We start from the raw sequence: 15,009 nt of genomic DNA, 5'->3' as shown, positions 1-15,009 counted from the left end.
GGTTGGTTTGCCTGCCCATGCTGCACTGGACTGCAACAGCATCTTCCCTGGCCCCATCCAGAGTCACGACTCGGCAGGTACGCTTTATATGCAGTCCGGCGCCAGGGTGGAGGGCTACAACGGTCTAGATGTCTGCTTTAAACAGGTTACTGGTTATGACTATGAAATGAGTTCGCAAGCCTGTGGTGCGGGAAAGTGCCAGATAACCGGTATCGCCAGTCTGAAGCAAGCTCGTCCTAACTTCCCCGGCAGCACGGACTCCGCCAACTATACGGTCGCCCACTGGACGACCCCTACCGTTATCCTCGGAACTACGCCCAACTACGGCAAGGAGGCGAACAGTAGCCGCTGGGATCTGGGTAGCTTGACCATAGATGGTTCGGTCAATGCAAACGGGTATGGCAATGTCCGTTTCTCCGACAAATACAGCACCTATGTGATCAAGAGCCTGACCATGCAAAATGGCGGCTTGATGACGTTGACAGCTGGCAAGACCTACATCATCGAGGGGGATCTGACTCTGACCGAAGGTAGCCTCATTAAACTGGTCGGCAGCGGCTCGACTTCGTTTTACGTCAAAGGCAATATGAATGCTCATAACGACTCACAGCTGCAGACGGGATCTGCTTTCAAAGCCTATGTAGTTGGTAGCATAACCCTGACCGGCAGCGATCAACTGGCCGGTAGCTATTATGCGGAAGGTGACGCTACTTTGGAGAATCAGGTGGTGCTGCGGGGCCAACTGAGCGCCAAGAACGTTAATCTGAAGGGCAACAGCAAGGTCATTTATGACAGCGGTGAGCCCTTGCTCGCCTGCTTCAGCGACGACTTCTCCGCCAGCACCCTCAGCAGCGACTGGGTGGCGGCCCGCAGCAGCGGCGACTTTACCCCCGCCATCGTCAATGGCCGACTTGGCATGACCCAGGCCAGCCCCAAGCAATCCACCTCTGCGACTTACCAGCGGCTCTTCCCCGCCGCCAACAACCTGGTCACCATCGAATTCGACCACTATGCCCACGGTGGCAACGGGGCGGACGGCATGGCGGTGGTGCTCTCCGACGCCAGAGTGACCCCCCAGCCCGGCGCCTTCGGCGGGCCCCTCGGGTATGGCTTCAAGCCAGAAGCTAATGGCTTTGCCGGCGGCTGGCTTGGGGTAGGAATAGATGAGTACGGCAACTTCTCCGGCGAAGGTGGCAGTGTCAACAAGGGGCGGCGCAAGCAGTCCGTAGCGGTACGGGGATCGGGTTCCGGTACCAGCGGCTACAACTACCTCAAGGGCACCTGCAACAACGGCGCCGACAACGCCAACGGCAACTGCCTGTCGCCGACCGTGGACAGCGGCTCGGACAGCAATCGCCCCCACCGTTATCGACTGACCATAGACTCGCGCATCACCGGCCAGTCCTTGGTCAAGGTGGAGCGCAATACCGGAGGGGTTTACAGCACTCTGATCGACAGCTTCAATGCTGCCGCCCAGAGTGGCCAGGCAGCCATTCCCGAGAATCTGCTGTTGTCCCTAACGGGTTCCACAGGGGATGCGACCAACGCCCACCAGATCGACAACGTCCGGATCTGCGCCCTCAAATCCAATCCGGTGGGGACCCAGATCGATCACTTCGAGTTCGATCACTCCGGTCAGGCCCTGACCTGCAACCCGGAGACCCTCGTCATACGGGCCTGCGCCAACGCCAGTTGCAGCCAACTGTTCACGGACCCGGTGAGCGCCATCCTGACCCCCCTGAAGAATGGCAGCAACGGCTGGATAGCCGACAGCCAGGTGAGCTACAACGGCAACACCGCCACCGTCAATTTCAGCAACGGCACCGCCAAATTGCAGCTGCGCAACAATCTGGCGACGGCCATCACAGTGGGAGTGAGCGGCTCGACGCCGTCCACCAAACCCCTGAGCACCACCCTGTGCCGCGCCGGCAGTGGTGCCCTGAGCGCCGCCGCCTGTACCTTGAGCTTTGCCGACAGCGGCTTCCTGTTCAATGTGCCGGATACCCTGGCGAACAGGCCGCAGCAGGTGGTGATGAAGGCAGTCAAGAAAGACGATGCCAGCCAGCAGTGCGTGCCGAGCTTTGCCGGTGTGAGCAAACCTGTTCGTTTCTGGAGCGACTATGTGAGCCCGGCGAGCAACACCTTCGGCAGCAAGGTGACGGTCAACGGCAATGCCATCGCTACGTCGCAGGGGGCGTCCACCACCAGCAACCTGAGCTTCGATAGCAAAGGGGAGACTACCCTGACGGTGAGCTACCCGGATGCGGGCCAGATGCGGCTCAATGCCCGCCACGATGGCAGCGGTGATACCGCGGGACTGGTGATAACAGGGTCGGATCTCTTCGTCAGCCGCCCGGTCGGGCTCTGCATCACGCCCATCCAGGGGACCTGTTCGGCAGGGGATATCACCTGCCCTGTGTTCAAGAGGACGGGAGACAGCTTCTCGCTCAATATCCAGGCCATGGCGTGGCAGAGCGACAGCGATGGGGATATCTGCACCGGCAATGGCACCACCCCCAACTTCGTGTTGTCCGACATCGCCCTGACCAGCGAGCTGGTGGCCCCTCAGGGTGGTGTGGCCGCCCAGGTCACCCCGACCAGGTACAGCCATGTTGCAGCCAGTGCCAGCCTCAATACACCCGCCCTCAGCCTCAATGAGGTCGGGGTCTTCAGGATCAAGGCAACGCCACCGGTGGCAACGTCGCCAGAGGGAAGCACTGTATCAACGGGCTATTTCGGTTACTCCATCCCTCCCGCCACCAGCGTGCCGCTGGGGCGCTTCGTACCCTGGGACTTCAACATGACGAGCGGTACCGTCACCCCGGCCTGCGGTGGTTTCAGCTATATGAGCCAGCCATTCGGGGTACAGACCGTGGTGGAGGCGCGCAACAAGGAAGGGAGTGTCACGAGGAACTACCGTGATGCCTTTGCCAGAGGGGCCCTCACCCTGGTGGCCGCCAACAATCAGGACGGGGTGGACAGATCCAATCGGCTGGCACCTCTGGCCGCCAGCTGGACCGAAGGAACAGGCAAGCAGTCAGGTCAAACCCGCTTTATGCGGCTGCGCGAACTGACCCCTAGCCTGACCGCACCGGAAGAGCCCTTGCCGCACCTGCGACTAGGGCTCAGAGTGACGGACGGTGAGACTCCTGAGACCAGCTTCCTCAGCGGTCGGAACATGAATCCGGCCGTCAGCGGCAACTGCCAGAGCGGGGTGAACTGCACCGCCAGGCAGCTCTCTATTTTGCAAGGGGAGAACAACACCATGATCGCCTATTACGGCCGCCTGCTGGCCAGCACTCGTCAGGGGGCGGCCAGCGCCCCGCTGGCGCTGCCCCTGCAGGTGCAATATTTCGAAGGGGGCCTGTGGCGAGCCAATTCGCAAGATAGGCGAGCCAATTCGCAAGATATCTGTACCCAGATCTCCCTGGCAGGAGGTGGTATCGTCTTTACCGATGCGGAGCAACGCTATGACTCCGCGACGGGGGATCTGATCCTCAAAGACGGTACCCGCATTCGCCTTGGTCTCGGCAATGTGGCTCCGGGCGGTACTCAGGTCGGTTTCGACGCAGGCGAGACCCGGTTCCATTTCGCCGCGCCGAACCAGAGTGTGCGCATTCCCTACGAGATCCTGCTGGACAAACAGCCATCCCAACCCGTCTGGTTGGCGGATCCGGCCACGGCGGATCACCTGCTGGGGGAGGCGATTTTTGGTCGGGATCGGGGTAATGACAGAATTATTTATCGCCGCGAAGTGATGCCCTGACACCCGGGCTGACACGAGGAGATAGACGCATTGCTGTACAGTGGCGTCTTATCTCCTTGTTTCGTAGTGTTTGTCGGCCTGAGCGGGTGAGTGATGACTCGCATTTTTGTCGCGCCTGATTGATTGGCGACAGTTTGAGCGCTTGCCCATTGGGGTGGGCATTGGTAAAGTTAGCCGGTTTTCTGCACCTCCAAATTCTTAGGATTTCCCGTAGCCATGTTCAAAAAGCTCAGAGGCGTCTTTTCCAACGATCTGTCGATCGACTTGGGAACTGCCAACACCCTGATCTATGTAAAAGATCAAGGGATCGTCCTTAACGAACCCTCAGTTGTCGCCATTCGCCAAGAGCGCGGGAACGCCAAATCGGTCGCTGCTGTCGGTCATGCCGCCAAGCAGATGCTGGGTCGTACCCCGGGTAACATCTCCGCCATTCGCCCGATGAAAGACGGCGTGATCGCCGATTTCTACGTGACCGAGAAGATGCTGCAGCACTTCATCAAACAGGTTCACGACAACAACTATTTCCGCCCCAGCCCGCGCGTGCTGGTGTGCGTGCCCTGCGGCTCCACCCAGGTGGAACGTCGCGCCATCAAGGAATCCGCTCTGGGCGCCGGCGCCCGCGAGGTTTACCTGATCGATGAACCCATGGCTGCAGCCATCGGTGCCGGCCTGCCGGTCTCCGAAGCGACCGGTTCCATGGTGGTGGACATCGGTGGCGGTACCACCGAAGTGGCCATCATCTCCCTGAACGGCGTGGTCTACTCCCAGTCCGTGCGCATCGGTGGCGACAAGTTTGACGAAGCCATCATCAGCTACGTGCGTCGCAACTACGGCAGCCTGATCGGGGAAGCCACCGCCGAGCGCATCAAGCACGAGATCGGCTCCGCCTACCCGGGCGAAGAGGTGCGCGAGATCGAGGTACGTGGTCGCAACCTGGCCGAGGGTGTGCCCCGCAGCTTCACCCTGAACTCCAACGAGATCCTGGAAGCGCTGCAAGAGCCGCTGTCCGGCATCGTCTCCGCTGTCATGGTGGCGCTGGAACAGTCCCCGCCCGAGCTGGCGTCCGACATCTCCGAGCGCGGCATGGTGCTGACCGGTGGTGGTGCCCTGCTCAAGGACATCGACCGTCTGCTGATGGAAGAGACCGGCATCCCGGTCGTCGTGGCTGAAGATCCCCTCACCTGTGTCGCCCGTGGCGGTGGCAAGGCGCTGGAGCTGATCGATATGCACGGTGGCGATCTGTTCCACTACGAATAAGACCCAAAGCCGGCCGAGCGCCGGCTCTTTTTTGACGACTCATGAAACCCATCTTCGGTAGAGGCCCTTCGCTTCAGTTACGGTTGTTTCTCGCCGTCATCATCTCCGTCGCTGCCATCGTCGCGGATTCCCGCTTCGGTGTGTTCAGCCATGTCCGCGTTTATCTGAGCTCCCTGGTGAGCCCGCTGCAATACATCGCCAACGCCCCCGGCACCCTGCTCGACACCATGTCGACCCAGGTGCAGACCCGCGCCGATCTCATCGAGCAGACCAAGCAGCAGGAGCAGCAACTGTTCACCCTGCGCTCGCGCCTGCTCAAGATGGATCAGCTGGAGCACGAGAACCAGCGTCTGCGCGAGCTGCTGGGGTCGCCGGTACACAAGGAGTCCCGCAAGATGGTGGCCGAGCTGCTGTCGGTGGATTCCGACCCCTTCAGCCATCAGGTGCTGATCAACAAGGGGGCGCTGGATGGCGTCTACAACGGCCAGCCGGTGATCAACGATCAGGGGGTGGTCGGTCAGGTGCTCCACGTGGGCTCCACCACCAGTCGCGTCCTGCTCATCACCGACTCCAGCCACGGTATCCCGGTGCGGGTGCTGCGCAACGACTTGCGCGCCATCGCCTCCGGCAGCGGCGAGCTGGACAAGCTGGAGCTGCGCAACCTGCCCCGCAACACCGACGTCCAGGTCGGCGATCTGCTGGTCACCTCGGGCCTGGGCGGCCGCTTCCCGGAAGGTTATCCGGTGGCGACCGTGACCCGCTCCGACTACGTGGAGGGCAAGCCCTTCGCCCAGATCGAGGCCAAGCCGCTGGTGGCGCTGGACCGTCTGCGCTACCTGCTGCTGCTGTGGACCGACAAGAAACCGGAAGTACACGACAAGGATGCCCTTGAGCCTGCGGCGAGCGCCTCGGCGGCCACGGCAACCTCGGCGGCGGGGGCGACGCGCTGATGCTGCAACCCGCCAGCGGCAGGATCTGGATCTGGTGTTCGATCCTGCTGGCCCTGTGCCTCTCCATCCTGCCGCTTCCCTTTCAATTCGAACCCTTCCGTCCGGACTGGCTCGCCATGGTGCTCATCTACTGGGCGCTGGCGCTGCCGCACCGGACCAACGTCGGCACCGCCTGGGTGGCGGGCCTGCTGCTGGACGTGCTGCTCGGCAGCACCCTCGGCGTGCGGGCCATGGCCATGGCCATCACCACCTACCTGGCGGCCTTCCAGTTCCAGAAGATCCGCAACTTCTCCCTCTGGCAGCAGGCGCTGATCATCGGTCTGCTCTCCCTGGTGGGGAAGATCACCGTGTTCTGGGCGGAGCATCTGTTCAGCCGGGCCAGCCTCAACTTCGCCTACTTTTGGTCGACGTTGACGACGATGTTAATATGGCCCTGGATTTTTATGGTCTTGCGCAAGGTGCGGCGTCGCTTCAATATCAAGTGAATGTGAATAAAAACAACGCATTGTAACTGCGCATCGTCTCATTGAGTGAAGTATGAACAAGCACAACGAACTGCAACTCTATCTCGCCTCGGGCTCCCCCCGCCGGCACGAGCTTCTGACCCGCCTGGGCTACCGTTTCGAGGTCCTCAAGCTGGATGTGCCGGAGCTGCGCAACGACGGTGAGAAGCCCCAGGATTACGTCTGCCGGCTGGCCCGCGACAAGGCCATGGCCGGTGTGGCCGCGGCGCCCACGGCGCTGCCGGTGCTGGGGGCCGATACCATAGTGGTGCTGGGGGAGCGGGTGCTGGAGAAACCCTCCGACCTGCTGGACGCCAAGGACATGCTGGAAGCCCTCTCCGGGCGGGTACACCAGGTGATGACGGCGGTGGCCCTGGCCACCCCGGAGCGGTGCGATGTGCGACTGGTCACCACCAACGTGGCGTTTCGCAAGCTGGACGAGGCCGAGATCGAAGCCTACTGGCGCACCGGCGAGCCGTGCGACAAGGCGGGCGCTTATGCTATCCAGGGCATTGCCGGCAAATTCGTCAGTCGCCTCGAGGGGAGCTACAGTGCCGTGGTCGGCCTGCCCCTGCTGGAGACGGACCTGTTGATCAAGCAGCACCTCGAGCAGACCCGGTAATCCTCTCGTCAGCAGTGCGCTGCTGAGTTACCCGTTGTTCGTCGTGCCAGAATTCAAAACTAGAAAGGCAAGGTAACTTATGTCGGTAGAACTGCTGGTAAACGTCACCCCCTCCGAAACCCGGGTCGCCCTGGTCGAGAACGGTCTGCTGCAGGAAGTGCATGTGGAGCGTCAGGCCAAGCGCGGCATCGTGGGCAACATCTACAAGGGCAAGATCAGCCGCGTGCTGCCCGGCATGCAGGCCGCCTTCGTCGACATCGGCATGGACAAGGCCGCCTTCCTGCACGCCTCCGACATCGTCCCCCATACCGAGTGCGTGGCGATCAAGGAGAAGGAGCAGTTCCAGGCCGGCAACATCGCCGAACTGGTGCGCCAGGGGCAGGACATCATGGTACAGGTGGTCAAAGACCCGCTCGGTACCAAGGGGGCTCGCCTCACCACCGACATCACCCTGCCATCCCGTTATCTGGTCTTCATGCCGGGCAGTGCCCACGTGGGGGTCTCCCAGCGCATCGAATCCGAGGCGGAGCGCGAGCGCCTCAAGCGCACCGTGGCCGGCTATGTGGACGAACTGGGCGGCTACATCATCCGCACCGCCGCCGAAGGGGTGGGGGAGCAGGAGCTGGAGCAGGACGCCGCCTTCTTGAAGCGCCTGTGGCGCAAGATCCTCGAGCGCAAGCAGAAGTATCCCCCCTGCAAGATCCTCTACGAGGATCCCAGCCTGGCGTTCAGGGTGGTGCGTGACTTCGTCGGTGCCGAGCTCGACAAGATCCGGGTCGACTCGCGCCAGAGCTTCGATCAGCTCAAGCGCTTCACCGAGGAGTACGTGCCCGAGCTGGCCAACAAGCTGGAGTACTACACCGGCGAGTCGCCGATCTTCGATCTCTACGACGTGGAGAACGAGATCCAGCGGGCCCTGGAGCGCAAGGTGGAGCTGAAATCCGGCGGCTACCTCATCATCGACCAGACCGAAGCCATGACCACGGTGGACATCAACACCGGGGCCTTCGTCGGCCATCGCAATCTGGAAGAGACCATCTTCAACACCAACGTCGAGGCCACTGCCGCCATCGCCCGTCACCTGCGGCTGCGCAACCTCGGCGGCATCATCATCATCGACTTCATCGACATGCAGTCCGAGGATCACCGTCGCCGGGTGCTGCACAGCCTGGAGCTGGCGCTGGCCAAGGACAGGGCCAAGACCAACGTCAACGGTTTCTCCCAGCTCGGGCTGGTGGAGATGACCCGCAAGCGCACCCGGGAGAGCCTGGAGCACGTGCTCTGCGCCGAGTGCCCCGAGTGCAAGGGGCGCGGCCGGGTCAAGACGGTGGAGTCGGTCTGCTTCGAGATCCTGCGGGAGATCATCCGGGTCAACCGCGCCTACGACGCGGATCAGTTCACCGTCTATGCGGCCCCCTCGGTGGCCGATTACCTGCGGGGGGAGGAGTCCCACAGTCTGGCGGAGCTTGAAGTCTTCATCGGCAAGCAGGTCAGGGTGGTCTCCGAGCCGCTCTGTGGGCAGGAACAGTTCGATGTGGTGATGATGTAATTGGTCTATCGCTGGCTGAGTCGGGGCTGGTTGGCCCTCGGAGTCTTCTTCGTGCTGCTGGCCGTTCTGGTCAGCGTGGTACGACTGGGCGGCCCCTTGCTCAACCAGCACCGGGCGGCCGTGATAGGGACCCTGCTCGGGGAGAGTCAGCTCGAGGTGAGCGTGGATCACGTCGGGCTGGAGTGGACTCCCCGCGGTCCGGCAATCGGGCTGGAAGGACTGGCCATCGCCCCCGATTCGGGGCGTTTCTCCCTGCGCCTTGGCAAGGTGTGGGCCCACCTCGACTTCTGGCGCTCCCTCAACGAACTCAGACCGGTGTTTGGCCAGTTGATCCTGAGCGACGGCAACATCGCGCTGGACATGACCCAGCCCGCCACCCCCGTCAGCGGGAAGAGCGCGAACCAGCAGGAGGCCCTGCTGCGCTTCCTGCTGACCCAGCTCTCCACCTTCGACATTCACGACACTCGCCTGAGCCTCACCACGGCACTGGGGGAGGTGCGCGCCCTCGACATCGCCCAGTTGCGCTGGCAGAACCGCGGCAAGCGGCATCAGGGGGTCGGCAAGGCCTATCTCATCAACGGGGTGGGGGAGAGCACCCTGGACCTCATCATCGATGTGGATGCCCCCGAGGTGCGGCTCGACCGCCTCAAGGGCCAGCTCTATCTGGGGGCCAGAGAGCTGGACATCAGCCCCATGCTGGCCAGGATCCACGCCGGCGCGCCGCCGGTGAGCGGCCAGCTCGACTTCCAGCTCTGGAGCGAGTTCGAGAAGGGCAGGCTCGGCAACTCCCTGCTGGCCTTTGGCAACAACCACCTGATCTGGAAAGACGAGATCAAGGGGGAGCCGCACCGCCTCGACCTGCAGGGGGGCAAGATCCAGCTGCGCCGGGACGGCGAGGCGTGGCAGCTCGCCAGCCACGACGTCACCTTCAAGCTCGATGGCGCCACCTGGCTGCACAGCCGCCTGCAGCTCGAGCGCATCGGCTCGCGCATCCAGGGCTATGTGCCCGCCATCGATCTCGACCAGATTGCCAACCTGAGCCAGCTGGTCTCCGGCCTCTATCCCGAGCTGACTGAGACCCTCAAGCGCACCCGGCCAAGGGGCCAGTTGCAGGAGCTGGTCCTGCAAGCCGACGGGGACTGGCAGGGGCTCTCTTTGCAGGGGCAACTGCGCGGCTTCGGGACCCGGGCCTGGCACGATGTGCCCGGTCTGCAAAAGCTGGACGGCGACTTCTGGCTGACCCCGAACGGGGGGCGTGCCCGCCTGACCCTGGGCAAGGGCAAGGTGGATCCGGCCCGCCACTTCAAGGAACCCATCCCGGTGGACAGCCTGAGTGCGGCCCTCGACTGGTGGCGGGCGCCGCAAGGCTGGGTGCTCTATGGCCAGGACATTGCCCTGGAGAACCCGGATCTGCGCCTCGCCAGCCGGTTTCGCCTCGAGCTGTTCGAGCACCCCTTCCTCGCCCTGACCGGGCGCATCGACGTCAAGAACGCGGCCCATGCGGATCGCTACTACCCCCTGGCGGTGATGGATGAGGGGCTGGTGAGCTACCTGAGCGGCGCCATCAAGGGGGGCAAGGCCAAGGGGGCCGACCTGCTCTGGTACGGCGAATTCCGTGACTTCCCCTACGACAACGGCAAGGGCGTCTTCCAGGTGGCGGTGCCGCTGCAACAGGCCACCTACGAGTTTTTCCCGGGCTGGCAGCCGCTGACCGACCTGCAGATCGATCTGCTGTTCCAGAACGCCAGCCTCGACATGAACAGCCGCGCCACCCAGCTCGGCAAGGCCAGCTCCGACTCGGTGCACGCCTGGATCCCGGACCTCTATCCGGGGGCCCACCTCTACGTGGATGCCAAGGTTGAGGGCGAGGGCAAGGCCATCAGCGACTATTTGCAGGACTCACCGCTGGGGGGATCCGTCGGTCAGGCGCTGCGGGAGGTGGAGATCCGCGGCCCCATGAAGGGTACGGTGAAGCTCGACATACCGCTGGATGGCGAGGGGGAGGTCAAGGCCAGCGGGGAAGCCAGCTTCAAGGACAACAAGGTGAGGATCGCCTCCCTGGATCTGCCCCTCGACGGGGTCGCAGGGACGCTCGAGTATGACAACGAGCAGACGCGCATTCACAACCTCAAGGCCAGCCTGTGGAACCAGCCGCTGACCCTGGATTATCAGGGGCGGCAACTGCCCCACGGCTATCAGGCCGACCTCAAGTTCCAGGGGCAGTGGGACAGCCGCCGCCAGCGCCGGGACATACCGGCCCTCGAGATGCTCCAGGGGCGCAGCAACTGGTCGGGTACCCTGGGGCTGACCCTGCCCGAGAACAAGGCGTTCAGCTTCCAGCTGGCGCTGGACTCCAACCTGCAGGGCATGGGGCTGGATCTGCCCGTGCCCCTGACCAAGGCGGCGGGTACCCGGCTGCCCCTCAAGGTGACGGCCCGTGGGCGGGATGGCAGCGCCGACATCCGCGCCGTGCTGGGGGCGGACATCGACATGCAGAGCCGCCTGGTGTACGGCGACGGCGTCCCCTACCTCAGCCGGGTGCGGGTCAACATCGGCCAGCCCGGGGCGCGGGTGATGCAGGACAAGCCCATGCTGCTCGCCATCAACCAGCAGCAGGCGGACGTGGCCGGCTGGCTGGCTCGTCTCAAGCAGTGGCTGCCGGCCGGTTCGGCGCCGAGTGACAATGCGGTGGTGGGCCCCTCTTTCTTGCCCCAGGAGTGGTGGGTAGATGGCCAGCTGGCCCGTGCCGACATCGGCAGTGCCAGCCTCAAGGCGGTGCACTTCACCCTGGGGCCGGTGAACCAGGCCACCGAGGTGATGATCGACAGCCCCGACGTGATGGGGGTGGTGCGGGTGCCGGTGGCCGATGGGCGCCCCATCGATGCCAAGTTTGCCCGCATCTACTGGTCCGGCAAGGGGACCGATCTCAGCCCGGATCCCGATGAGCGCCAGGACAGGGCCATCATGAATGCCATTCCCTGGCTCACCTTCAGTTGCGTGGATTGCCGCTTCGGCGAGCTGCCCCTGGGTGAGGTGAAGGGGGAGCTGCTGCCCGGGGCCAACCGGCTGGATCTCAAGGGACTGGAGATGCGCCTGGCGGGCAGCACCCTGCGCGGCAGCGCCGAGTGGCTGGCCCGTGGCAGCCAGATGCAGACCCGTGCCAGGGTGAACCTCGAGACCCGCAACAGCGAGCTCCTGCTCAAGCGGCTCGGCTACACCTCGCCCATCGGGGATGCCCCGGGCAAGCTGGCGCTGGATCTGAACTGGCGTGACGTGCCCTACCGCCTGAGCCTGCCGACTCTGGCGGGCAGTGCCGACTACCAGCTGGAGGGAGGCACCCTGCGGGAGGTCAACGACAAGGGGGCCCGGCTGCTCTCCCTGCTGAGCCTCGACTCCCTGATGCGCAAGCTGCGCCTCGATTTTCGCGACGTCTTCGACAAGGGCTTCTATTTCGAGTCCATGTCCGCCTCCGCCAAGGTCAATCAGGGGGTGGTGGAGAACAACGACTTCTACATGAAGGGCGCCGCGGGCAACCTGCGGGGCAAGGGCATCGCGGATCTGGTGCGCTGGCGGCTCGACTTTGATCTGAGCTTCTCCCCCAACCTGGGGGGCACCCTGCCCGTGGTGGCGGCCTTCTCCCTGACCCCCATCACCGGGCTCTATGTGCTGGCCCTCTCCAAGCTGCTGGAGCCCGTGGTGGACGTGGTGACCCGCATCGATTTTCGGGTCTCCGGCCCGCTGGACGCCCCCAGGCTGGTGGAGGCGGGGCGGGATCGCGCCCGCATCAAGCTCAACCAGCACCAGAAGGATGCGGTGGATGCGGTGGCGCCCGGCCTGCCCGCCAAGGAGGTCACCCCCTTCCTGCTCGATCCCAAGCACCAGGGCTCGGGTCAGCGCTGAGGGCATACACCGGGCTGGGGGACTTTCCCCCGGCCGCCAAACCCCTCATAGTGCGGATATTGCCCGCGAGCCGAGAAGGCCTTGTGTCACCGGCTCGCCCAACAGAAGGAGCGCGTCATGTGGCTAGCCGCCATGCAGTTGATTTCGGGTCGTACCTGGCAGGATAACCGGGAGCGGATCGCCGCCGAGCTGGCGAGTCTGCCCGGGGAGCGCCCCTTGCTGGTGCTGCTGCCGGAAAACTTCGCCCTCTTTGGCGAGCGGCAGGGGTATCTGGACGGGGCAGAGCCGTTGGGAAATGGCCCAATCCAGCAGCAACTCTCTGATTGGGCCAAATCCCACGGCATCTGGCTGGTGGCCGGGGCCATGCCCACCGCCATCGCCGGTGCCGACCACATCCACACCAGTACCCTGGTGTTCGATCCCGACGGCGAGCTCAAGGGGCACTACCACAAGATCCACCTGTTCGACGTGGACGTGGCGGACAATCACGGCCGCTACCGGGAGTCGGAGACCTTCAGCCCGGGTGATCAGCCTGTGTTGGTGGACTCCCCCTTTGGTCCCCTCGGCCTTTCTATCTGTTATGATCTGCGCTTTCCCGAGCTGTACCGCCAGTTGGCCCGGGCCGGTGCCCGGGTGCTGCTGGTGCCTGCCGCCTTTACCGCCGTCACCGGCGAGGCGCACTGGGAGCCCCTGCTGCGGGCCCGTGCCATCGAGAACCAGTGCTACGTGGTGGCCGCCAACCAGGGGGGCACCCACGAGACAGGGCGTCAGACCTGGGGCCACAGCATGGTGATCGACCCCTGGGGCCGGGTGCTGGCCTGTCGGGCGTCGGGGCAGGGCACTGTGCTGGCGCCGCTGGATGGGGCCCTGGTCGATGAATTGAAACGCACCATGCCGGTGCTGCAACACGCCCGCCTGCTGTGAGCCCGCGGCCGTGGATTTAACCGTTACGACATCTCGCATGAGAGTGGAGAGAAAGATTTGAGTCTATTGAGCCAGGTTAGTGCCTCCCTGTTGGCCCCGAACGATCTCGACGAAGGGCGGCTGCAACAGCTGCTCGGCAGCCTGATGAGCCATCAGGTGGAGTTCGGCGACCTCTATTTCCAGCGCAGCTGGCACGAGTCCTGGATGCTGGAGGACGGCATCGTCAAGGATGGCAGCTACAACATCGATCAGGGGGTGGGGGTGCGCGCCGTCAGCGGCGAGAAGACCGGTTTCGCCTACTCGGACGAGCTGAGCCTGCTGGCGCTGCAACAGTCGGTGACTGCCGCTCGCGGCATCGCCGCCGCCGGTGCGCAGGGCAAGGTAAAAGCATGGGCTCGCACCGAAGCAAACCTGCTCTACCCGGCGCTGGATCCCCTGCAGACCCTCGACAAGCAGCAGAAAATTGCCCTGCTGGAGCAGATGGACAAGTTCGCCAGAAGTCTGGATCCCGCCATCAATCAGGTGATGGCCTCCATCAGCGGGGTCTATGAAGAGATCCTGGTGGCCGCCACCGATGGCACCCTGGCCGCTGACGTGCGCCCCCTGGTGCGGCTGTCTGTGACCGTCATCGCCGAGAAGGGGGATCGCCGTGAGCGCGGCAGCGCGGGGGGCGGTGGCCGCTTCGGTTACGACCATTTCCTCGAGCTGGACGGGCTCGAGAGCCGGGCGTTTGGCTATGTGCGCGAAGCGGTGCGCCAGGCCCTGGTCAACCTGGAGGCCATCGACGCCCCGGCCGGCACCATGCCGGTGGTGCTCGGTGCCGGCTGGCCCGGTGTGCTGCTGCACGAGGCGGTGGGTCACGGTCTGGAAGGGGACTTCAACCGCAAGGGCTCCTCCGCCTTTGCCGGGCGCATCGGCGAGCAGGTGGCTTCCAAACACTGCACCATCGTCGATGACGGCACCCTGCCGGGTCGGCGCGGCTCCGTCTCCATCGACGACGAGGGGACGCCGGGGGGCTACAACGTGCTGATCGAGAACGGCATTCTCAAGGGTTACCTGCAGGACAAGCAGAACGCCCGTCTGATGGGCGTGCCGCTCACCGGCAATGGCCGCCGTGAATCCTACGCCGCCCTGCCGATGCCGCGCATGACCAACACCTACATGCTGGCGGGTCAGTATGATCCGGCGGAGATCATCGCCTCGGTGAAGAAGGGCATTTACGCCCCCAACTTCGGTGGCGGCCAGGTGGACATCACCTCCGGCAAGTTCGTCTTCTCCGCCTCCGAGGCCTACCTCATCGAGGATGGCAGGATCACCGCGCCCATCAAGGGGGCGACTCTGATCGGCAACGGCCCCGAGGCGATGAGCCAGGTTTCCATGGTGGGCCGTGATCTCGCGCTGGATCGCGGGGTCGGGGTCTGCGGCAAGGAGGGGCAGAGCGTGCCGGTCGGCGTCGGCCAGCCCACCCTCAAGCTGGATCAGCTCACCGTGGGCGGCACCCAGTAAGGGCGCCGCAGAACAAGCAGCAGAGAGAACCC

9 protein-coding genes are annotated in these 15,009 nt (G+C 64.0%); all 9 read left to right on the top strand.

The window, feature by feature from the left end; all coding sequences use genetic code 11:
* The first annotated feature begins 166 nt into the window (after positions 1–166).
* The 9 genes from AB5Y70_RS20050 to tldD all read left to right on the top strand — a co-directional run bounded on the left by AB5Y70_RS20050 (position 167) and on the right by tldD (position 14,977).
* Positions 167–3,766 (top strand): DUF6701 domain-containing protein, encoded by a 3,600-nt coding sequence (locus AB5Y70_RS20050; protein WP_274449917.1) that lies wholly within the window; start codon positions 167–169, stop codon positions 3,764–3,766.
* 216 nt (positions 3,767–3,982) lie between these two features.
* A complete protein-coding gene (locus AB5Y70_RS20045; RefSeq protein WP_005308111.1) occupies positions 3,983–5,023 on the top strand; it encodes a rod shape-determining protein in 1,041 nt (346 codons plus the stop codon).
* A gap of 41 nt (positions 5,024–5,064) precedes the next feature.
* A complete protein-coding gene (gene mreC / locus AB5Y70_RS20040) occupies positions 5,065–5,973 on the top strand; it encodes a rod shape-determining protein MreC (protein ID WP_029313545.1) in 909 nt (302 codons plus the stop codon).
* The gene (gene mreD / locus AB5Y70_RS20035) at positions 5,973–6,458 is read left to right on the top strand and encodes a rod shape-determining protein MreD (protein ID WP_010672635.1); all 486 of its coding nucleotides are present in this window, start codon (positions 5,973–5,975) and stop codon (positions 6,456–6,458) included. Before mreC ends, mreD begins: the two co-directional genes overlap by 1 nt.
* Positions 6,459–6,510: 52 nt before the next feature.
* The gene (locus AB5Y70_RS20030; protein WP_010672636.1) at positions 6,511–7,098 is read left to right on the top strand and encodes a nucleoside triphosphate pyrophosphatase; all 588 of its coding nucleotides are present in this window, start codon (positions 6,511–6,513) and stop codon (positions 7,096–7,098) included.
* Positions 7,099–7,177: 79 nt separating this feature from the next.
* Positions 7,178–8,647, top strand: coding sequence for a ribonuclease G (rng, locus tag AB5Y70_RS20025; protein WP_010672637.1), 1,470 nt, complete (start codon positions 7,178–7,180; stop codon positions 8,645–8,647).
* Entirely contained in the window at positions 8,648–12,547 is a 3,900-nt protein-coding gene (locus tag AB5Y70_RS20020; RefSeq protein WP_368176116.1) for a YhdP family protein, read from the top strand.
* 117 nt (positions 12,548–12,664) lie between these two features.
* Positions 12,665–13,471 carry a carbon-nitrogen hydrolase family protein gene (locus AB5Y70_RS20015; protein ID WP_043154366.1) on the top strand — a complete coding sequence of 269 codons (807 nt, stop codon included), beginning with the start codon at positions 12,665–12,667 and terminating at the stop codon, positions 13,469–13,471.
* Positions 13,472–13,528: 57 nt separating this feature from the next.
* On the top strand, positions 13,529–14,977 hold the full coding sequence (gene tldD, locus AB5Y70_RS20010) for a metalloprotease TldD (protein WP_041212218.1): 1,449 nt from the start codon (positions 13,529–13,531) through the stop codon (positions 14,975–14,977).
* Positions 14,978–15,009 lie beyond the last annotated feature (32 nt).

Origin of the sequence: Aeromonas sp. s1(2024) (assembly GCF_040908005.1) — a bacterium.
Taxonomy (GTDB): domain Bacteria; phylum Pseudomonadota; class Gammaproteobacteria; order Enterobacterales; family Aeromonadaceae; genus Aeromonas; species Aeromonas caviae.
Note: the sequence above shows the minus strand (reverse complement) of the source record. Positions and strands in the feature narration are given on the sequence as shown.